General features: G+C 71.8%; 15 protein-coding genes and 1 riboswitch. Of the genes, 5 read left to right on the top strand and 10 right to left on the bottom strand.

Annotated features, from left to right (window positions below):
• Positions 1-134 precede the first annotated feature (134 nt).
• Positions 135-265, bottom strand: a riboswitch (FMN riboswitch).
• 81 nt (positions 266-346) lie between these two features.
• Positions 347-1162, bottom strand: coding sequence for an oxygenase MpaB family protein (locus ABZ194_RS00405; RefSeq protein WP_355589978.1), 816 nt, complete (start codon positions 1160-1162; stop codon positions 347-349).
• 315 nt (positions 1163-1477) lie between these two features.
• Here ABZ194_RS00405 and ABZ194_RS00400 point away from each other — a divergent pair, with 315 nt between their 5' ends.
• The 5 genes from ABZ194_RS00400 (at position 1478) to ABZ194_RS00380 (ending at position 7533) form a co-directional block, all read left to right on the top strand.
• On the top strand, positions 1478-2479 hold the full coding sequence (locus ABZ194_RS00400; RefSeq protein WP_355589976.1) for an ABC transporter permease: 1002 nt from the start codon (positions 1478-1480) through the stop codon (positions 2477-2479).
• A 16-nt stretch (positions 2480-2495) separates the two neighbouring features.
• Complete coding sequence (locus tag ABZ194_RS00395) at positions 2496-4277, top strand: ABC transporter substrate-binding protein (protein WP_355589973.1); 1782 nt, start codon at positions 2496-2498, stop codon at positions 4275-4277.
• A 106-nt stretch (positions 4278-4383) separates the two neighbouring features.
• Positions 4384-5364 carry an ABC transporter permease gene (locus ABZ194_RS00390; RefSeq protein WP_355589970.1) on the top strand — a complete coding sequence of 327 codons (981 nt, stop codon included), beginning with the start codon at positions 4384-4386 and terminating at the stop codon, positions 5362-5364.
• A gap of 14 nt (positions 5365-5378) precedes the next feature.
• The gene (locus ABZ194_RS00385; protein WP_355589967.1) at positions 5379-6380 is read left to right on the top strand and encodes an ABC transporter ATP-binding protein; all 1002 of its coding nucleotides are present in this window, start codon (positions 5379-5381) and stop codon (positions 6378-6380) included.
• Positions 6381-6498: 118 nt separating this feature from the next.
• Complete coding sequence (locus ABZ194_RS00380; protein WP_355589964.1) at positions 6499-7533, top strand: oligopeptide/dipeptide ABC transporter ATP-binding protein; 1035 nt, start codon at positions 6499-6501, stop codon at positions 7531-7533.
• Between the two features lie 168 nt (positions 7534-7701).
• Here ABZ194_RS00380 and rpe read toward each other — a convergent pair whose 3' ends face one another.
• The 9 genes from rpe to ABZ194_RS00335 all read right to left on the bottom strand — a co-directional run bounded on the left by rpe (position 7702) and on the right by ABZ194_RS00335 (position 20596).
• Positions 7702-8358: a ribulose-phosphate 3-epimerase gene (rpe, locus tag ABZ194_RS00375; protein ID WP_355589961.1), complete on the bottom strand. Its 657-nt coding sequence runs from the start codon at positions 8356-8358 to the stop codon at positions 7702-7704.
• A gap of 86 nt (positions 8359-8444) precedes the next feature.
• On the bottom strand, positions 8445-10307 hold the full coding sequence (asnB, locus tag ABZ194_RS00370) for an asparagine synthase (glutamine-hydrolyzing) (RefSeq protein ID WP_355589958.1): 1863 nt from the start codon (positions 10305-10307) through the stop codon (positions 8445-8447).
• A 285-nt stretch (positions 10308-10592) separates the two neighbouring features.
• Entirely contained in the window at positions 10593-11993 is a 1401-nt protein-coding gene (locus ABZ194_RS00365) for a transcription antitermination factor NusB (protein ID WP_355589955.1), read from the bottom strand.
• 26 nt (positions 11994-12019) lie between these two features.
• Positions 12020-12958 (bottom strand): methionyl-tRNA formyltransferase, encoded by a 939-nt coding sequence (fmt, locus tag ABZ194_RS00360; protein WP_355589952.1) that lies wholly within the window; start codon positions 12956-12958, stop codon positions 12020-12022.
• A gap of 5 nt (positions 12959-12963) precedes the next feature.
• Entirely contained in the window at positions 12964-13512 is a 549-nt protein-coding gene (gene def, locus ABZ194_RS00355; protein ID WP_355589949.1) for a peptide deformylase, read from the bottom strand.
• A gap of 126 nt (positions 13513-13638) precedes the next feature.
• A complete protein-coding gene (locus ABZ194_RS00350) occupies positions 13639-15027 on the bottom strand; it encodes a hypothetical protein (protein ID WP_355589946.1) in 1389 nt (462 codons plus the stop codon).
• A gap of 39 nt (positions 15028-15066) precedes the next feature.
• Positions 15067-16590 (bottom strand): hypothetical protein, encoded by a 1524-nt coding sequence (locus ABZ194_RS00345; RefSeq protein WP_355589943.1) that lies wholly within the window; start codon positions 16588-16590, stop codon positions 15067-15069.
• Positions 16591-16762: 172 nt separating this feature from the next.
• The gene (locus ABZ194_RS00340; RefSeq protein WP_355589940.1) at positions 16763-18925 is read right to left on the bottom strand and encodes a primosomal protein N'; all 2163 of its coding nucleotides are present in this window, start codon (positions 18923-18925) and stop codon (positions 16763-16765) included.
• Positions 18926-19336: 411 nt separating this feature from the next.
• Positions 19337-20596 (bottom strand): LuxR C-terminal-related transcriptional regulator, encoded by a 1260-nt coding sequence (locus ABZ194_RS00335; protein WP_355589937.1) that lies wholly within the window; start codon positions 20594-20596, stop codon positions 19337-19339.
• Positions 20597-20629: the final 33 nt, after the last annotated feature.

Below are 20629 nucleotides of genomic sequence, written 5' to 3'. Positions count from 1 at the left end.
CACCCGGCGCGTACGCGCCTGACCGGTCATCCCGGGACTCCCCTTCGCCAGTAGCCGCCTGCCACGGCGGGCCCCGGGGGATCACAGGTGCGTACACCCGATCGGCGGAGGGTGTCCTCATGGACACTCTCCGCCCGCGCGCTTCCTCCCATCCGGACTTTAACCGTCGGTCCCGGAATCTCACCGGGTCAACCGGTCGATGGATTCGACCGGGTCGCGGACTGTAACCGCCGGTTCGGACTTTCACCGACCCCGGAGCACGCTGCTCTCCCCATCAGTGTGCCACGTCCGGCAAATGGGATGGGCTCCCCCTCCACCATATGGAACGAGCAAACGCTTGGTTGCGTTACGCGGCGTGCCCGTCCGTCACCCGCCGTGCCCGGCGGGCGTCGGGACTGTAACGGACCTGAGCGGGGACCAGGCCGATCCCGGTCTGCAGAGTCCGCAGTGTGGCGGTCGCCCACAGGTCGCCGAGCGGGGTGGCCGGCAGGCCGTACAGCCTCCGGGCCCAGCGCGGCAGGGTGGCGAAGGCCAGCACGGTGAGCATGGGGAGGACCGGTCTGAGCGGGAGGAGGTAGGCCGGCAGTGGCGCGTTGAGCGACTGGCGGAGCGGGTGGGGCACCTCAGGAGGAAAACGGAGGCCCGGACGACAGCCCTGGATGTAGTCGCGCATCTCGCCGACGGAGCCGGGCACGTCGTCCGCGCGCAGGCCGACGACCTCGGCGGCCCGTCGCCACTCCGCCACGAACCGGTCGGCCTCGGCGTCCGTCAGGCGGACCCCGGACCGGCGGGCGATCGACAGGTAGGAGTCGACCTCGCCGACGTGAACCCAGCGCAGCGCGCCGGGCTCGTCGAGACGGAACCGCTCGCCGGTGTCCGGGTCGAACGCGGTGAGCCGGGAGTGGATCCGCCTGACCCGCGCCCCGGCCTCGGCCACCTCGGCGCCGGTACCGTAGGTGCGCACCCGGACGAATTCGGTGGTACGAAGGAAGCGGGACCACGCCTCAGCAGGATCCATGAGCGCGGAGTTCTGCGCGACCCCCCGCATCGCCCGGGGGTGGAGCCCCTGCATGAGCAACGCCCGGAAGCCCCCGACAAGCAGGATCGGCTCACCCATCACCCGCCAGGTCACCGACCCCGGCCCGAACAGCCCGTGATCCATGCGTCACCTCTTCCGTGAGCGGATGGTCACCCTACCCGGCCGGGGAACGCGCGCGTTCACGGGGCCGCGGCCCACGGCCGCGTGAACTGTCATGGCCACGTCATGACTATGTCACAAATCCGTGAATATCAGATGGTGGAGAATCCCATCCTTTCACCACACCCCCCATGCGGGTCAACGGAATTGAAGCCACAACCTGGTCTACATTGCACAACGAAAAAACAAGTAACAGCCTAGCCATTGATTTGCCCCTGATTGTTTTGCAATGGTTCCCCCAGATACCGCTCAGCCATCCTCGTTGGGGGCTCCCGCAAGATGACCATCCCTGCACCAGCCGCGACCACCGTCGGCGAGGCGCCTGTGGTGAAGGCACCGGAGACGGTGGGCCGCTCACCCGGGCAACTGATGTGGCTCCGCTTCCGCCGTGACCGGACCGGTGTCGTCTCCGCCATAGTGGTGATCTTCTTCTTCCTGGTGGCGATCCTCGCCCCGGTCATCTCCTGGCTGTACGGCAAGGACCCCTACGTCCTCTACGGCCAGGACACCCCGGGGCTGCTCAACGACTACGGCTACCCGCTGGGGGCCAACGGCGGCGTCGGCTCCGAGTTCTGGTTCGGCATCGAGCCGGGCCTGGGCCGTGACGTGTTCACGCAACTCGTCTACGGGATCAGGACCTCCCTGCTGATCGCGGTCACCTCGACCGTCATCACCACGATGATCGGCATCGTCCTGGGCATCGTGGCCGGATACGCCGGCGGCAAGACGGACTACTTCATCGGCCGCCTGATCGACACGGTGCTGTCGTTCCCCTCCGTGCTCTTCACCATCGCGTTCATGCCCGTGGTGGAGAATCTCTTCGTCAAGTCGAACGAGGAGACGCCCATCTGGCTGCGCGCCGTGACGCTGGTGATCGTGCTGACCCTGTTCCAGTGGGCCGGACTGGCCCGCCTGCTCCGAGGTCAGGTGCTCTCGCTGCGCGAGCGCGAGTTCGTCGAGGCGGCCCGGGTCACCGGGGCCTCCCCGGCCCGGATCGTGTTCAAGGAGCTGCTGCCCAACCTCTGGACGCCGATCCTGATCCAGTCGACGCTGCTGCTGCCCGCCCTGGTCACCGCCGAGGCCGCGCTGTCCTTCCTCGGCGTCGGAATGATCGAGCCCATCCCCGACTGGGGGCGGATGTTCCTGCGCGGCACCGAGGTCTACCAGAACGACATCACCTATCTGATCTTCCCGGGCGCCGCCCTGCTGATCTTTGTGATCGCCTTCAACCTGCTCGGAGACTCGGTCCGTGACGCCTTCGACCCCAAGCTCAAGCGTTAGACCCGATAGGAGAGAGATGACAGTCCGAAAGCGGTCAGCGGTGGCCGCACTGGCCATCGGCGCACTCGCACTCACCAGTGCCTGTGCCGAGGGCAACCAGGGTGCGCCCGCCACCGGAAACGGGTCCAGCGGCTCCGCCGCGCCCGTCGAGGCGTACAAGCCGGCGACCATCACCGTCGGCACCGCCGACGACTCCAAGGGTCCCGCCATCCCGCCGGAGGGTGTCGTCAAGGGCGGCACCGTCACGATGATCGACCGCAACGACTTCTCCCACCTCGACCCCGCGCAGATCTACGTCAACACCGAGTCGAACTTCAACCTGCTGATCGCCCGTTCCCTGACGGGTTACAAGCGGGTCGCCAAGGGCGACTACAAGCTGGTCGGCGACCTGGCCACCGACACGGGCACCCCGTCGGACGGCGGCAAGACCTGGACGTTCACCCTGAAGGACGGCGTGAAGTGGCAGGACGGCACGCCGATCACGTCCGAGGACGTCAAGTGGAGCATGGAGCGGACGTTCGCGCCGTTCATCACCCAGGGCCCGACCTACGTCCAGCAGTGGCTGACCGAGGTCGACTACAAGAAGGCGTACAAGGGCCCCTACGGTGGCAAGCGCCTGGACACGATCGAGACGCCGGACGACAAGACGATCGTCTACAAGTTCACCTCGCCGCACGCCGACGCCAACTACGCCCTGGCGATGAGCGGCTACGGCATCGTGCCGAAGGCCAAGGACACCAAGGAGAAGTACGACAAGGAGCCTTTCTCCAGCGGGCCGTACGTCATCAAGTCGCACGTGGTGGACAAGACCATCGACCTTGAGCGCAACCCCAACTGGGACCCGGCCACCGACCCGATCCGCGGCGCCTACCCCGACAAGTGGCACCTGGAGTTCGGCCTGGAGCCCCTGCAGGTGACCGACCGCCTCCTGGCGGACACCGGCCCCGACCAGAGCGCGTTCACCTTCTACTCCTCCACCCCGCCCGAGCGGCTGCAGCAGGTGCTGGGCGACGCCTCCCTGGCGTCACGCCGGATGAACAGCCCCTCGCCGTACGGCAACTACTACTACTTCAACCTCGACCGGATGAAGGACGTCAAGGTCCGCCAGGCCATCAACCACGCCTGGCCGTCCAAGCAGATCCAGCAGGTCGTGGGCGGCCCCGCCGCCGCCGTGCTGCCCACCACGATCCTCAACGAGAACACCACGGTCGGTTACGAGTCCTACGACCTGTTCGGCAAGAAGACCAAGCCCGACGGTGACGTCGCCAAGGCCAAGGAGCTGCTGGCCCAGTCGAGCACCCCGAACCCGACCGTCGTCTACGCCTACAACCAGACGCCGGTCCAGGAGCGGGTGACCGTCGTGATCAAGAGCGCGCTGGAGAAGGCCGGCATCAAGGTCGTGGCCAAGCCGCTCGACCGCAAGACCTACTACGACTCCATCGGCACGGTGAAGAACGAGTTCGACATCTACTGGGGTGGCTGGAGTTCCGACTGGCCCTCCGGCTCCACGGTGCTGCCGGTCATCTTCGGCCCGATCGCCGACGGCGCGCCGAACTACTCGCACCTGAAGGACCCGGCGCTCACCGCGGAGATGGACAAGATCACCGCCATGACGGACATCCAGGAGGCCAACGCCGCCTGGATGGCGCTGGACAAGAAGATCCAGGAGACCATCACCCCGCTGGTCGTCGCGGAGAACAGGATCGCCACCATGCTCCACGGTTCCAAGGTGGGCGGCGCCGAGATCGATCCGCAGTCGTGGATCGTCCAGCCGAACACCATCTTCGTGAAGCCGTAGAGACAGCGACGGCCGTGATCCCGCGCACAGGTGCGCGGGATCACGGCCCCCGGGGGCCGTGAGGCCCCCGCAGCGCGCTCTCCCAGCCACCGTCGGGAAACAGGCAATGTTTCGATTCATCACTCGCCGCACGCTCGGCGCCGCGGTCACCCTGGTGATCATCGCCGCGGTCACGTTCTTCCTCTTCTTCGCCGTACCGGCCGACCCGGCCCGGCTCGCCTGCGGCAAGGTCTGCCCGCCTGAGTTGCTGGAGCAGGCGCGGCACAACCTGGGACTGGATCTGCCGCTGTTCGCGCAGTTCCTGGCCTGGCTGTCCGGCATCTTCGCCGGCCGTGACTACGAGGGCCTGGGCCACTGCCCGGCCCCCTGCCTGGGCTACTCCTTCGTCAACCGGGCACCGGTGCTGGAGACGATCCTGGACCGGCTCCCGCTCACCGTCTCGCTCACGATCGGAGCGGCGGCCGTCTTCCTCACCTTCGGCGTGGCGACGGGCATCATCGCGGCGCTGCGGCAGGGCAAGCCGCTGGACAAGATCGCCAGCGTGTCGTCCCTCATCGGCGCCTCGGTGCAGATCTACTTCGTCGGCACGCTCGCGCTGTACTTCCTCGTCTACAAGAACCACATCCTCCAGCAGCCCAAATACGTGCCGTTCACCGAGGACCCGCTCGCCTGGTTCAGCGGGCTGGCACTGCCCTGGGTGGTACTGGCGATCATCTTCACCGCCAACTACACCCGGATGACCCGCTCGACGATGGTCGAGGAACTCGGCGAGGACTACGTCCGAACCGCGCGGGCCAAGGGCATGTCGGGCCGCTCGGTCGTGATGCGGTTCGCCCTGCGGGGGACCATGATCCCGATCGTCACCATCTTCGGCGTGGACCTGGGCACGCTGATCGGCGGCGCGATCATCACCGAGACGACCTTCGGCCTCCAGGGGCTCGGGCAGCTGTCGATCAGGGCCGTCACCAACTCCGATCTGCCCATGCTGATGGCGACGGTGCTCGTCGCCGCCGGGGCGATCGTCGTGTTCAACATCGTGGTGGACGTCCTGTACGCCTTCATCGACCCCCGCGTGCGGCTGAGCTAGGAGTCTGGAAGAAAGTGTCAACCCCGTTCCTCTCGGTCCGTGACCTGACCGTCGACTTCCACACCGAGGACGGCGTCGTCCACGCGGTGGACGGGCTCTCCTTCGACGTGGAGAAGGGCACCACGCTGGGCATCGTGGGCGAGTCGGGCTCCGGCAAGTCGGTGACCAACCTGACCGTGCTCGGCCTGCACAACCCCGAGACCACCAAGATCAGCGGAGAGATCCACCTGGACGGCGAGGAGCTGATCGGCGCCTCGCGCTCCACCATGGAGCGGCTCCGCGGCAACAAGGTCGCGATGATCTTCCAGGACCCGCTGACCTCGCTCTCGCCGTACCACACCATCGGCAAGCAGATCAGCGAGGTCTACCGCAAGCACACCGGCGCGAGCCGCGCCGAGTCCAGGAACCGCGCGATCGAGATGCTGACCCGGGTCGGCATCCCGCAGCCGAAGACCCGGGTGGACGACTATCCCCACCAGTTCTCCGGCGGCATGCGGCAGCGCGCGATGATCGCGATGGCCCTGGTCTGCGACCCGGATCTGCTGATCGCCGACGAGCCCACCACCGCGCTGGACGTGACCGTGCAGGCCCAGATCCTGGACCTGCTGAAAGAGCTCCAGGAGCAGATGGGCACCTCCATCGTCCTGATCACGCACGACCTGGGCGTGGTGGCGAGCACCGTGCACGACGTGCTGGTGATGTACGCCGGGCGCGCGGTGGAGCGCGGTACCGTCGCCGAGGTCCTCGGCGAGCCCCGCCACCCCTACACCTGGGGTCTGCTGGGCTCCATGCCGCACCTGACCTCGCCGGTGGACGTGCCGCTGAAGCCCGTCCGGGGCACCCCGCCGAGCCTGATCAACGTCCCGCCGGGCTGCCCGTTCCACCCCCGGTGCGACTACATGGACCGGGTCGGCCCCGAGGTGTGCAAGGGCGAGCGACCCGAACTGTCCCCGCACCGCGGCCACGGCGACGCGTGCTACCTGACCCTCGCCCAGAAGCGGGAGATCCACAAGTGAACCACCGAGTACGGCGGCGCCCCGCCCGCGCCACCGGCGCAGGACGGCCCGTGAACGGGCGACGCGAGACATCCGGCGCGCGGGACGGCTCACGTACGCCGCCGGTGAGGGAGGACACGTGAGCGAGACACTCCTGGAGCTGTCCGGGCTGGAGAAGCACTTCCCGGTGACGGGCGGTTTCCTGTTCAAGCGGCAGGTCGGCCGGGTCCACGCGGTGGACGGCATCGACCTGACGGTGCACGCCGGCGAGACCCTCGGGCTGGTCGGCGAGTCGGGCTGCGGCAAGTCGACCACCGGGCGGCTGGCCGCGCGGCTGCTGGAGCCGACCGGGGGTGGCATCAGGTACCGCGGGCACGACATCGCCCACGCGAGCCGCAGGGAGCTGAAGCCGATCCGGGCCGAGATCCAGATGATCTTCCAGGACCCGTACTCGTCGCTCAACCCCCGGCATACCGTGGGCACCATCATCGGCGGCCCGATGGAGATCAACGGCATCAACCCGCCGGGCGGCCGGGGCAGGCGGGTCCGGGAGCTGCTGGAGATCGTCGGTCTCAACCCCGAGCACTACAACCGCTTCCCGCACGAGTTCTCCGGCGGCCAGCGCCAGCGCATCGGGGTGGCCCGCGCCCTCTCCCTCAGCCCCAAGCTGATCGTCGCCGACGAGCCGGTCTCGGCACTGGACGTCTCGATCCAGGCGCAGGTCGTCAACCTGCTCCAGCAGCTCCAGCGCGACATGGGCATCGCGTTCCTGTTCATCGCGCACGACCTGGCCGTGGTCAGGCACTTCTCGCAGCGGGTCGCGGTCATGTATCTCGGCAAGATCGTCGAGATCGCCGACCGGAGTTCCCTGTACGAGCGTCCCCGCCACCCCTACACCCACGCGCTGATGTCGGCGGTGCCCGACGCCACCGTGGACACGGGGGCCCGCGCGCGCATCCGCCTGGCCGGGGACGTGCCCTCCCCCATCAACCCACCCTCCGGCTGCCGGTTCCGCACCCGTTGCTGGAAGGCGCGGGAGAGGTGCGCGACCGAGGAGCCTCCGCTGGTCAAGCTGGAGGGGAACCTGGACGGCCACCTGACCGCCTGCCACTTCCCCGAGGCGCCGACGGTACACGGCGAGGACGTGGTACTGGACCCGGCCCTGCTCGGCTGACCCCGCTCGGCCGGTCCCGCCTCCGCTCGACCGGCCCCGCCCGACCCGCGCCGTTCACCTGACCGTGCCCGTCCGGGCGTGTTCATCCAGGGACACGGTCACCCGGCGCTCCCACCCGGCCGGGGGCCGTGCGGACGGCCTGCCCCGTCCGCACGGCCCCCGGCCGGCTCAGCTCTTCTCGGCCAGGGCGCGCAGTTCCTCCACCGCGCGAGCCGGGTCGTCGGTGCCGTAGACCGCGTTGCCCGCCACGAAGACATCGGCCCCCGCCTCGGCGCAGCGCTCGATCGTGTCGGCCGAGACCCCGCCGTCCACCTGCAACCAGACCTGGCCACCGTGCTTGTCGATGAGCGTGCGGGCCCGCCGGATCTTGGGAAGCACCACGTTCAGGAACTTCTGGCCGCCGAAACCGGGCTCGACGGTCATCAGCAGCAGCATGTCCATCTCACTGAGCAGGTCCTCGTACGGCTCGACCGAGGTGGCCGGGTTCAGCGCGAGCCCGGCGCGGGCACCGGCGGCGCGGATCTGACGCAGCGTCCTGACCGGGGCCTTGGCCGCCTCCGCGTGGATGGTCACGCCTCCCGCTCCGGCCTCGGCGTAGGCGGGGGCCCAGCGGTCCGGGTCCTCGATCATGAGGTGGCAGTCGAGCGGTGTCGAGGTCGCCTTGAGCAGCGACTCGACGACCGGAAGACCGAGCGTCAGGTTGGGGACGAAATGGTTGTCCATCACGTCCACGTGCAGCCAGTCGGCGTTGGGAACCGCCGCGGCCGCCTCTGCGAGGCGGGCGAAGTCGGCGGACAGGATGCTGGGCGAGATCTGTGCGGCCATAATGCGGCCGAGTCTATTGCCCGCTCCGGCCCCCGGCATCCGGCCGCCCTCCCGCCGCTCCCGTCACGGCCCGCCGTACGGCGGGTTCAGAGTTTGATCTGCACGCCGCACTGCTGGAGCCAGACGTCGAACTCCAGGAGCCCGTCCAGCGACGCCCGGTCTCCGGGGAGGCCGGCGCCCTCGGGGCGGTCGAGTACGGCACGCACCTTGCCGGAGTCGACCAGCGGCACGACGACGTCCCCCCTGTCGAACAGCCGGGCCGCCTGCGCGCGCAGGGACCGCTCGTAGGCGGGGTCCCGGGTGGAGGGGTGGGGACCCTTGCGGCGCTCGACGACCGACCTCGGCAGGACGTCGGCCGTGGCGGCGCGGAGCACGCTCCTCTCGTGCCCGTCGAAGGACTTCATCGACCAGGGAATGTTGAAGACGTACTCCACCAGCCGGTGGTCGCAGAACGGCACCCGGACCTCCAGGCCGACGGCCATGCTCATCCGGTCCTCGCGGTCGAGCAGCATCTGCGCGAACCGGGTGAGGTGCAGGTAGCCGACCTCCCGCATGCGCCGCTGCGGGCCGCCCTCACCCGGCAGCCTCGGCACCTCGGCCAGGGCCTGCCGGTAGCGCTCCGCGCGGTAGGCCGGCAGGTCGAGCTCGCGCAGCAGATCGTCGCCGAGGAGCCGGCCCAGGCCGGTGAACTGCTCGGCCCCGGCCGCCGCCAGCCATGGGAAGGTGTCGGCGTTGATCGCCGCGGGGTCGTGGAACCACCGGTAGCCGCCGAAGACCTCGTCGGCCGACTCGCCCGACAGGGCCACGGTCGAGTGCTCCCGGATCGCCTTGAACAGCAGGTAGAGCGAGGTGTCCATGTCACCGAGGCCGGTCGGCAGGTCACGGGCGCGCAGAACCGCGGCGCGCACGGCCGGGTCGGTGAGGTCGGCGGGGTCCAGGACGATGCCGGTGTGGTCGGCGTCGATGTGCCGCACGACGTCACCGACGTACGGCCCGTCGGAGGTGGCGCGCAGCGCGGCGGGCGTGAAGTTCTCGCTGTGGCCGGCGAAGCCGGCGGAGAAGGAGCGGATCCCGCCGTTCCCCTGCTCCCGCAGGGCGCCCATGGCGAGCGCGGTGATGGCGCTGGAGTCGAGGCCGCCCGAGAGCAGGCTGCAGATCGGCACGTCGGAGACGAGCTGGCGGCCGACGACGTCGTCCAGCAGCTCGCGCACGGTCCGGACGGTGGTGCCGAGGTCGTCGGGGTGCTCGCGGGCTTCGAGCCGCCAGTAGCGGCGATGGCTCAGACCGGCGCGGTCGACCCGGACGAGCCGGCCTGGACGGACCTCGTACATCCCCCGGTAGACGCCGTGCCCCGGCGTCTTGACGAGGCCGAGCAGCTCGCGCAGCCCGTCGGCGTCGACCACGGCGGGCTGGGCGAGCGGGTTGGTGAGAATCGCCTTGGGCTCGGAGCCGAACAGCACCCCGGCCGGGGTCGGATGGTAGTACAGCGGCTTGACGCCCATCCGGTCGCGGGCCAGGAGCAGTTCCTCGCGGCGGACGTCCCAGATCGCGAAGGCGAACATGCCGTTCAGCCGGGGAAGGAGGCCCTCCCCCCACTGCAGGTATGCCCGTAGCAGGACCTCGGTGTCGCTCCGGGTGCGAAACCGGTGGCCGCGCACGGCGAGTTCGCCGCGGAGCTCGCGGAAGTTGTAGATCTCCCCGCTGTAGACGAGTACGGCGAGCGGCCGGCCGTCCTCCTCGGCGACCATCGGCTGACGGCCGCCCTCGACGTCGATGACGGCGAGTCTGCGGTGGCCGAGCGCGGCGTGCGGGGCGATCCAGAGTCCCTCGTCGTCGGGTCCCCGGCAGGCCATCGTGTCGGTCATGATCTGTGTGGTGTCGCGCCACTGCCCGAGGTCGTGCTCGAAGTCCACCCAGCCGGAGATTCCGCACACTTTCCCAACCCCCACGTCTCATCGGCAGATATCTCACATTGTTAGATGACAATCTGTAGATCTCAATGTGAGAGAAATATCCGATATTCCGTAATGGGATTTATTGAGCTCCTCAAATCAGGCGCCCGCCCCACGGCCCAGGCCCGCCTCCGACGCGCGCGGCGGGGACACACGCCGTCCCCGGGGAGGGGGCCACGCGCGAGAACATCCGCCGCCACCCCGCCGATCAGCGAAATGGCACGGAGACGGCCGTGCCGAAAGCGCCGGGAAGACGCCGATCCGGGCTCTCGCCCCCGGAGCTCAGCGGCGGCGCAGCAGGGCCAGGAACATCCCATCGGTGCCGTGGCGATGTGGCCAGAACTGGAGATACGGCCCCTCCCCCAGGTTCTCGACCTCGGGGAGGTAGGCGCGGGCGTCGAGGGCCTCCACGTCGTCGCGGCGGCGCAGCGTGTCGCCGACCACGGCCACCGTCTCGGCCAGGTGGGGCGAGCAGGTCACGTAGGCGACGACTCCCCCGGGACGGACGGCCTCCAGGGCCGAGGCCAGCAGGTCGCGCTGGAGCCTGCCCAGGTCGGGAAGGGCGCGGGGGTCACGGCGCCAGCGGGCCTCAGGCCGGCGGCGCAGCGCGCCCAGACCGGTGCAGGGGGCGTCGACCATGACCCGGTCGAAGACCCCCGGCCGCCAGGCGGGGACCGTGCCGTCGGCGGTGATCACCGCCGCCCGCCGGGTCGCCTGCCGGACCAGGCGGGCGCGGTGATACTGAAGCTCGGCGGCGAGCAGACGGGTCCCGCCGGGGAGGTCTCCCCGGGTCGCGACGGCGTCGAGCAGGCCCGCCTTGCCGCCGGGCCCCGCGCACAGGTCGAGCCAGCGGGAGTCGCCACCGGTCACCGGGACACGGGTCAGGGCCAGCGTGACGAGCTGGCTGGCCTCGTCCTGTACGGCGGCACGCCCCTCGGCCACGGCCCGGACGGCGCCCGGATCCCCTTCGGGCAGGTAGGCCGCGTACGGGGAGTACACGGCCGGCTCGGCACCGGAGGCGAGGAGCTCCTCGACCGACGCGCGGCCGGGGCGGGCCACGAGGGTGACGCGGGGACGCTCGTTGTCGGCGGCCAGCAGGGCGGCCGTCTCGTCGAAGTCGCCGCCCACCGCGTCGCGCAGCGCGGTGACGATCCACCGGGGGTGGCTGTGCGCCACGGCCAGGTGACCGACCGAGTCCTCGTCCGGGTCGGGGGCCACGATCGCAACCCACTCCTCCAGCGTGCGGGACGCGACCTTGCGCAGCACGGCGTTGGCGTACTTCGACGCGCCGACGCCCACCCGCAGCCGCACCAGGTCCACGGTCGTGCCCACGGCCGCGTGCGGCGGGACACGGGTCTTGAGCAGCTGGTGCACGCCCAGGCGGATGGCGTCGAGCAGCGGCGGGTCCAGGTCCTCCGGGGGGCGGTCGCTGCAGGCCGCGATGATCTCGTCGTAGGTGCCCAGGCCGCGCAGGGTCCCGTAGGCCAGCTCGGTGGCGAGGCCCGCGTCCCGCCCGGAGAGGCGGCGCTCGCGCAACAGCGCGGGCATCAGCAGGTTGGCGTAGGCGTCCCGCTCGTCCACCGCGCGCAGCAGGTCGTAGGCGGTGTTGCGGGCCTCGTCGCGGATCGGCCTGGGCGGACGCGGTCCCCGCCCGCCGGTCCGGCTCGCCCCCCCACGCCTCACAGGCTCCCCGGCCTCCTTCCCACGGTTCACGACCCCTCGCCCAGCCGATCGTCGTCGGTGAGCCGCACGCCGCGCGCCCACTCCTCAGCGCTCATCGGGCGCTTGCCCTGCGGCCGCACCTCACCCAGCTCGACGGGGTGCGTGGCCGTACCGACCAGGACGGAGGTCTTGGAGGCCGAGATCCGGCCCGGGGCGAGCGCGGCGGCGCCGGGGGCGGGCCGTACCGGGCCGAGCTTGATCCGCCGGCCGCGGAACCCGGTCCACGCGCCCGGGGCGGGCGTGCAGGCGCGGATCAGGCGGTCCACCCGCATGGCCGGCGCCGACCAGTCGACCCTGGCGTCGTCCACGCCGATCTTCGGGGCGAGGCTCACCCCGTCGACGGGCTGGGGCACGGCCTCCAGCGTGCCGTCCTCGATGCCGTCCAGGGTCGCCGCCAGCAGCCCGGCACCGGACTCGGCCAGCCGGGCGAGCAGTTCCCCGCCGGTGTCGGCGGGCCGGATCTCCTCGGTGACCACGCCGTAGACCGGACCGGCGTCCAGCTCCCTGACGATCCGGAAGGTGGCCGCGCCGGTGATCGCGTCACCGTGCAGCACGGCGTGCTGCACGGGAGCGGCGCCGCGCCAGGCGGGCAGCAGCGAGAAGTGCAGGTTGACCCAGCCGTGACGCGGGATGTCCAGGGCGGCCTGGGGCAGGAGAGCGCCGTAGGCGACCACCGGGCAGCAGTCGGGGTCGATCAGTCGCAGACGCTCCAGGAACTCGGGGTCACCCGCCTTCGGCGGCCTGAGGACCTCCACGCCCGCCTCCTCCGCCAGTTCGGCGACGGGGCTGGAGTGAACCTTGCGGCCCCGGCCCGACTGGGCGTCGGGCCGGGTGACGACGGCGACGACGTCGTGACGTGGCGAGTCGAGCAGGGCCCGCAGCGAGGGCAGGGCGGTGTCCGGGGTTCCGGCGAAGACCAGGCGCAAGGTTCCTACAGAGCCTTCCCGTGGGTGGCGTGCGGAGAGAACTTGAACGGAGGCGCCGACAGCCCGCTCCACTCGGCCTCGCGGATCTCCTTCATGGCGAGCTTGCGCTGCCGGGGGTCCAGGCGGTCGATGAACAGCACGCCGTCCAGGTGGTCGGTCTCGTGCTGGAAGCAGCGCGCCATGAGGTCGGTGCCCTCCAGGGTGACGGGCTCGCCGTGCACGGTGAAGCCCTTCGCCACCGCCCGGACGGCCCGGGGCGTGGGAAACGACAGACCGGGGAAGGACAGGCAGCCCTCCTCACCCTCCTCGTCCCTGTCCTCGGAGAGGTCCAGGTTGGGGTTGATCAGATGGCCGAGCCGGTCGTCCACGTAGTAGGTGAAGACCCTCAGCCCGACGCCGATCTGCGGCGCCGCCAGACCGGCCCCCGGGGCGTCCATCATCGTGTCGGTGAGATCCTTGACGAGCTTGCGCAGCTCCTTGTCGAAGTCCTTCACCGGCTCCGCCGGCGTGCGCAGCACCGGATCGCCGAAGAGGCGGATCGGCTGAATGGCCAACAGGGGTCTCCTCACGCTTCCGGGGGTCCCCCCAGTGTAAGGGCCCTGGTCACCTCTCTCGGATCTTCCGCCGGGCCGCCCGCCGGAGGATCGGCCGCACCCGGTGAACGTCCGCGGCCGGCGCACCTAGCGGGAGCGGGTCTTCATGGCCGCCTTGCGGGCCGCCTTGGCCACCGCGGGGTCGCCGTGGTGGGCGCCCAGCAGGTCGAGCACGGCGACGGTGTCGGGGTGGTCCACCTGCGCCATCTCCTCGACCAGGCGGACCAGGTCCTCCCCGGGTTCGAGCGCGTCGAACTCCCGCATCGCCTCGGCCGCGTGGCCGAGCTGGACCAGCGAGGCGAGCGTGTCGACCGCTATCCAGGTGCGGTCGGCGGGGGCGAGCGCGGGGGCGGGCAGGTCGCGTATGTGCAGCCAGGAGGCGGCGTAGCGCCACATGACGGGCTCGGCGAGCGCCTCTCTGAGGGGGGACTCGGCCTCGGGGCCGAGCTCCTCCAGGATCGTGCCCACCGTGCCGCGCTGGCCGGCCGTACCGGATGCGGCGACCTTGACCAGCTCCCGGGCCGCGGCCTCGGGGGGGCGCGACTCCAGCCAGACGGTGACGGCGCTGGGGGCGGCGGAGCGCTTCGTGATCGCGTCGACCAGCCCGGCGGCGTCGAGGTCGGCGAAGACGGCGACCTCGGCCCCGGTGGGCGCGTCGTGGCCCTCGCGGATGAGGTCTTGGCGGACCGCCCAGACGCCGAGCGGGGTCAGCCGGGGCCGGCCCGCCTCGGACGACTCGATGAGCCCGCAGTAGCCCAGCAGCGAGAGCGCGGCCTCCAGCTCGCCGGGGAGCGCGGCGGTCAGCGCCCGCATGTCGGCCCGGCGGGCCTCGCAGGCCACCTCGTGCGACTGGAGGATGCCTTTGACCAGGGTGGCCGGCGACAGGCCGTCGCTCACCGCGTACATCGTGGCGAGCATCTCGGCGAGGTGGTCGTCCACCACCGCCGAACCGGTCAGGCCCTCGTCCGCGCGGTCCAGGACGTCCATGACCACGCCGTCCCAGAACTCCAGCGCCACCCGGGGGGGCAGCTCGGCGGACAGGGAGAGCGGACCGGGGGTCGCGACGCCCCGGGAGATGCGGAGCATGCCGGTGTTGACCGCCACGACCCAGAGCAGATGCAACCGCGCCGGACCGGGCACCCCGAGCTCGGCGCAGGGCAGGAAGGGGTCGGGCAGCAGGCCCTCGGGGGTCACCCGCCGGGTGCCGGTCCACTCGGCCAGCCGCTGGGCGTCCAGCACCAGCGGAACCCGCGAGACGGCCACCGCCAGCTCGGTGTCGGAGGCCAGGTCGACCGGAGGGAAGGTCAGCACCTCGGCGCCGCAGCCCGAACACTCGCAGGCGTCGGCCGCACCGGCCGCGGTGGCCGTGTCGCGCACGGCCGCGCGGAGCTCGCCGGGGGCCGCTCCCAGCTCCCCCACCAGCCTGCGCAGCTCGCCGAGATCGAAAACGTTTCCGGTGTTCCCGCTCTTTGCCACTCGTGAAACTTACTGCACTCAAGCCCCACGGGTGTACGGCTAACCGATGGCGCGGGAACGCGCCTTGAAAGCGGCCTTGCGTGCCGCCTTGGCCGTGTTCTGGTCCTGCAGGGAACGGCCGAGCAGCTCAAGGACCTGAACGACGTCGGGGTGGTCCACCCGCCACATCTCGTCGATCACGTGGGCCGGAGGGCCGGATGCCGCCATGTTCTCGGCGAACCCCTCCGGGTCGTCCTCGGCCGCCGAGATGGCCAGGGCGAGCATGTCCACGCTCATCCAGAGCACCTCCCGCTGGGTGAGCGTGGGGGCGGCCAGGCCCCGCGTGGAGAGCCAGTGGATGGCGTGCGGACGCAGTTCGGCCTCCTCCAGATATCGCCGGACCTCGGGCTCGGCCTCCGGGCCGAGTCGGTCCACGATCGTCACGGCGATGCCCCGGGCGACCGAGGGGGCGCCGGACGCGGCGCCCAGCAGCTCGGCGGCGGCCTCCGCCGCGGTCCTGCCGCGCAGCCAGCCGTCGATGTCGGCCTCCGCCATCTCGGCGGGCATCCCGGACAGCAGCCCGTCGATGAGCTCGGAGGCGTCGGCGGCCGTCAGGTCGGCGGCCTCCGGCGCCTCGATGCCCAGCCCGGTGTAGAGCTCCCGCAGGGCCCAGACGGCCAGCGGGGTGAGCGCCAGGTGCTCCTCGTCGGGCTCGGCGATCCCGTAGTAGGCCAGCCGCCGCACGGCCTCGGCGACGTCCACCTCACCCTCGGTGATGAGCCCGACCTCATCCAGATACTCCAGAACCAGGGGGATCGGCACCGGCTCCTGCAACCGGTAGAGCATGTCGCAGAGGCCGTAGAGCTCCTCGTCGAGGGCCGGGGCTCCGGTGACCGCGCCGCCGGTCTCCTTCTCCACGGCGAACTCCACCACCGCGGCCCAGGTGTCGAGCGGATCGGGGTCGTCGCCGTCGAAGAGCGCGGTGCCCTCGACCTCGACCAGGCCGGTGTAGACCGCCAGGTCCCACAGGAGCGCCGGGTCGGCCACGGCGAGCTGGACGGCCGCCTCGGCGGCGTCACGGACCCTGAGCCGCCCCTTGACGGTGGGTCTACGGCCTCCGGCGAGCATCCACTGGGCCAGCCGCCGCACATCGGTCACCAGGGGCACCCGCAGGGCCCCCTCGGCGAGTTCGGTGCGGGAGGCGAGCCGTACCGGGGGGAGCGGGGAGCATCCCGGGCACTCGCAGAGGGCGGGGGACTCAGCGGGCGCCGGCTCGGCCCCGGCCGCCGCGCCCGGCTCCAGGGAGTCGGCGCCCATCGCGCTGAACAGGCTTTTGGCCATGCCGAAGCGGGAGGTGTCGGCGAGCGCGATCGGCATCTCGGGCTCGATCCGGTCCAGGACGGTCCGCATCCGGACCGCCATCTTGCCGCCGATCTCCTCGGTCGCGAGGAGGAAGTCGACCAGGGTGCGGGCGGCGGCGACGGTCTCGAAGGCGCTGTCCGGCGGGGCGATGACCTTGCGCGGATAGATGTTGAGCAGCAGTTCCTCGAAGGTAACCGGGGTGAAATCCCCCAGTTCGTTCACGTTCAGATAATCGCTTGCGTAGTCACAGAGCAGCCGCACCTCATCCACGTCAACGTCCAGGCCATGCGCACGCCCCCACGCGCGCAGATCATCCACAGCCCGATTCACCCATTCGATCGACACAGGGGAAAATTAACGGCTTACTGTCGGCACCGCGAATCGGGGAAACACGTCAAATGACATCCAGGGGGTCAATGCACACCCTGACCACCTCCGCGGCCTTGCGCGCCGACCGCACGCCGACCGCCCCCTTCAACGCCGCGGCGAGCGCCGGACCGGCCTCCCACGGAGCCCTCACCATGGCGCGTTCCCGCACCTGATCGTCCCTGGGCGAGTCGATCGGGACGGGCCCGAGCACCTGTGTCCCACCCGGCAGCGCCACCTCCCCGAGCATCTCCCTGACCGCCCCCGGAGAGCCCGTCAGCGTCGCGATCCTTACCGCGGGGGGAAAACCCAGTTCTGTCCTCTCGGCCAGCTCGCGTTCGGCATGGGTGACGGGATCCCAGCGCAGCAGGGCCTGCACGGCGAGCACCGAGGAGTCGGCGAGCACGACCAGCTCGGCCCGGGGCCGCAGCAGCGCGGCGGCGTTCATCCACCGGCGCAGCGTCTCCTCGGCGACCCGCAGGTCCGGCCGTCCGAGCAGGGCCCACCCGTCCAGCAGCACGGCCGCCGCGTAGCCGCCCTCGGCCACCGGCTCGGCCCCCGGAGTGGCCACCACCAGGGCCCGCGCGGCGCCGACCGTGGCGAGCACCCCGTCCTTGCCCGAGGTTTTGACCTGGACCGAGGGGAAGGCCCGCCCCAGTTCCTCGGCGGTACGGCGGGCGCCCACCACCTGTGCCCGCATCCGGGCCGAACCGCAGGCCGGGCAGCGCCACTCTCCCGCGATCCGTCCGCACCAGCGGCAGTACGGCACCGCGTGACCGCCCCGGAGCGCGAGCGGCCCCCCGCAGTGCCCGCACCGCGCGGGGGCCCGGCAGCTCTGGCAGGCCAGCGCGGGCAGGTAGCCCCGGCGGGGAACCTGCACCAGCACCGGGCCGGTCTCAAGTCCCGTCCTCAGCGCGCGCCAGGCGAGGCTGGGCAGCCGGGCCGCCCTCGCCGCCTCGTCCCTGGCCAGCTCGGAGTCGTCGCCCGCCGGGTGGACCCTCGGCGCCCTGGCCCTGACCGTCTCACGGGCCGCGAGGACGGGACCGGCCCAGCCGGTCGCGATGAGCCGGGTGGCCTCCGCCGTACGGGCGTGTCCGCCGATGAGCAGGCCCGCGCGGCACTGGTGGGCGCGGAGCGCGAGGATCTCCCTGGCGTGCGGGTACGGCGCCAGCCGCTCGGCGTGCAGGTCGTCCCCGTCGTCCCAGATCACCGCCAGGCCCAGGTCTCCGACCGGGGCGAACGCGGCCCCCCTGGTGCCGATGGCGACGCGCACCCGCCCCCTGGCCACCCGCAGCCACCGCCGGTAGCGTTCGGCGGGCCCCAGGTCCGAGGTGAGCGCCACGTGCGCCCCGGGCCCCAGGACGGCGCTCAGCGCCGCGTCGGCCAGGGCCACGTCCTTGCCGTCGGGCAGCACCACGAGCGCGCCCCTGCCGCCGCGGAGCGTCTCCCGTACGGCCACCGCGATCGCGGCCGGCCATCCGGGGCCGTCCGGCCCGGTTCCGGGCAGCGCGGTCCACACGGCCCTCGGCGAGCCTCCCCCGGCGAGGGCCGTCAGGAACGCCTCCCCGTCCGGGTAGTCCGCCCACGGCCCCGCCTCCGGTGGCGGGGCCGGGACCGTGGACGGGGATTGGGACTCGTCCGGCCCCCGCCCCCGGGACGTCCGCGAGCCGGGCTCCGAAACCGGGGGGGCGGGGACACCGGAGACCGCGGCCGAGGACACCCCTGTCTCGCCGGGTGTCTCGGCCTCCACCCTGGCGTGGCGCGGGGGGACGGCCAGGCGGAGCACGTCGGCCAGCGTCCCGGCGTAGCGGTCGGCCACGGCCCGGGCCAGCCGGGCGATCTCGGGGGTGAGCACCGGCTCGGCCGAGACGACCCGCTCCAGCCGGGTCAGCTTGCCCTCGTGCTCGCTGCTCTCCACCCGTTCCAGCAGGAAGCCTCCGACGAGTTTGCCCGCGAAGCGGACCCGGACCCGCGCCCCCGGCACCGCCTCGGCGTCCAGGGGGGCCGGCACCAGGTAGTCGAACGGCCGGTCCAGGTGCGGCAGCGGCATGTCCACCGCGATCCGCGCGACCGGAAGCGTCGCCGCGGGCTCCGGCACCCCTCTGGCCGGCGGGGCGGGAGCGGGCCTCTCACGTACGGCGTCGAGCGGCAGCAACGCGTCGTCGTCTGATGAGGGGCCGGTGTGAGTCACCCACTTGTCCTACCAGATACCGGAGGGCTGTCCCGCCGGACACCGGGGGCCGCGACGGGCCGCCTCGGGGCCGGATCTGGGACGGCGGGCCCGCTCGATGCGGTGGACGGGCCGGCCCGTCCACCGCATCGAGCGGTGAGTTGGCCTGCCCACCGGATCGGACGGGGAAGACAACCGACCGGCGGTTCACCACCCGGTGCGGAGACGGCCGGCCGACGCGTCGCGCCGGGCGGGGAAGGTGGTCGGCCAGTGGGTCACGCCCGACACAGGAAACACCCCAACATCACTTCAGGCGGAAGGGGACCCCTCCCTCGTGACCGCCTGACGCTGCGGAACGCTGGAGTACACGGTGTCCCACTGGCCGCTCCCATCATGGCGGCCAAGCTAATGCCCCCGCATCGGGCGATGTACCTATATGGACGGCTGATAATCGCTTTCCGCCACCCACGCCGCCACCTGGGTGCGGGAGGCGAGGCCGCCCTTGGCGAGGATGTTGCGGACGTGGGCGTCCACGGTGCGCTTGGCGATGTCCAGCCTCGTGGCGATCTCCGGGTTCGACAGCCCCTCGGTGATAAGCTCGGCCACCTGGAGCTCCCGGGCGCTCAGGGCGCCGCTGACCGGCCGTGCCCCCCGGCCGGCCTGGCGGGGGCGCGGTATGCGTCCCGCGCCGCGTAGCGGCTGCTGCGCGGCGGGCCGCCACCGGTCCCCGGACGGTTCCAGGCCGATCTCCCGGTACGCCTCCAGCATCCGGAGCCGCCCTCCGGGCTCGCGGAGCACGATCGACCGCTCGACCAGCCCGGCGAGGACCGGGGCGACGCGCTCGGCCGCGAACCCGGCCTCGCGGCCGGCCCGCTCGGCGCCGGCCAGGTCGAAGGGGCCGGGCAGCGCCGACAGCAGCGTCCACAGTTCGCGCTGCTCGGCGTCGCAGAGCCGGAGGCTCCACTGGACGGCGGCCCGCAGGTCGCGGTGGCGCGGCAGAACGGTCCTGCTGACCCCGGTCAGCAGGGTGAACCTGTGCCGCAGCCCCTCCAGCAGATCCCGGGCCGACAGCGACCGCACCAGGGTGGCGGCGAGCTCGATCGCCAGAGGCAGCCCGTCCAGCCTGCCGCAGATCTCGGCGACCACCGGCGCGGTGACGGGGGTCAGCGCGAAGCCCGGGTCCACGGCCAGGGCCCGGTCCTCGAACAGCCGCACGGCCGAGGTGAGCGGAAGCGGCGCGAGTTGCAGCAGCCGCTCTCCCGGCAGGCCCAGCGGCCGGCGGCCGGTGACCACCACCACGGCCCCGGGCGTGCCGCGGACCAGGGTCGCCGCCAGCTCGGCGACCTCGCCGACGAGATGGTCGCAGGTGTCGAGCACGACGAGCAGCCGCCGGTCGCCCAGCCACGCGGCGAGCTCCGGCGCCGAGCAGGCCCCGGGCAGGCCGAGCGCCTCGGCGAGGGCGGCCACCGGGTCGGCCGTGCCGGACAGCTCGGCCCGCCAGAGGCCGCCGCCGAACCGGCGGCGCAGCCTGCCTGCCAGCCGCAGGGCCGTACGGGTCTTGCCCACGCCGGCGGGGCCGGTGACGGTCATGAGCCTGACCTCGCCCAGATGGCGCAGCCCCTCGGCGAGTTCCTCGGCCCGTCCCACGAAACTGGACAGGTCAACAGGAAGATTTCCCGGCCGCCGCGCCATTTTCACCCTCCGAGTCCGCGGAAACGTTAGCAG

Source organism: Streptosporangium sp. NPDC006007, assembly GCF_040614315.1.
GTDB lineage: Bacteria > Actinomycetota > Actinomycetes > Streptosporangiales > Streptosporangiaceae > Streptosporangium.
This window is presented reverse-complemented; position numbering and strand designations above follow the sequence as displayed.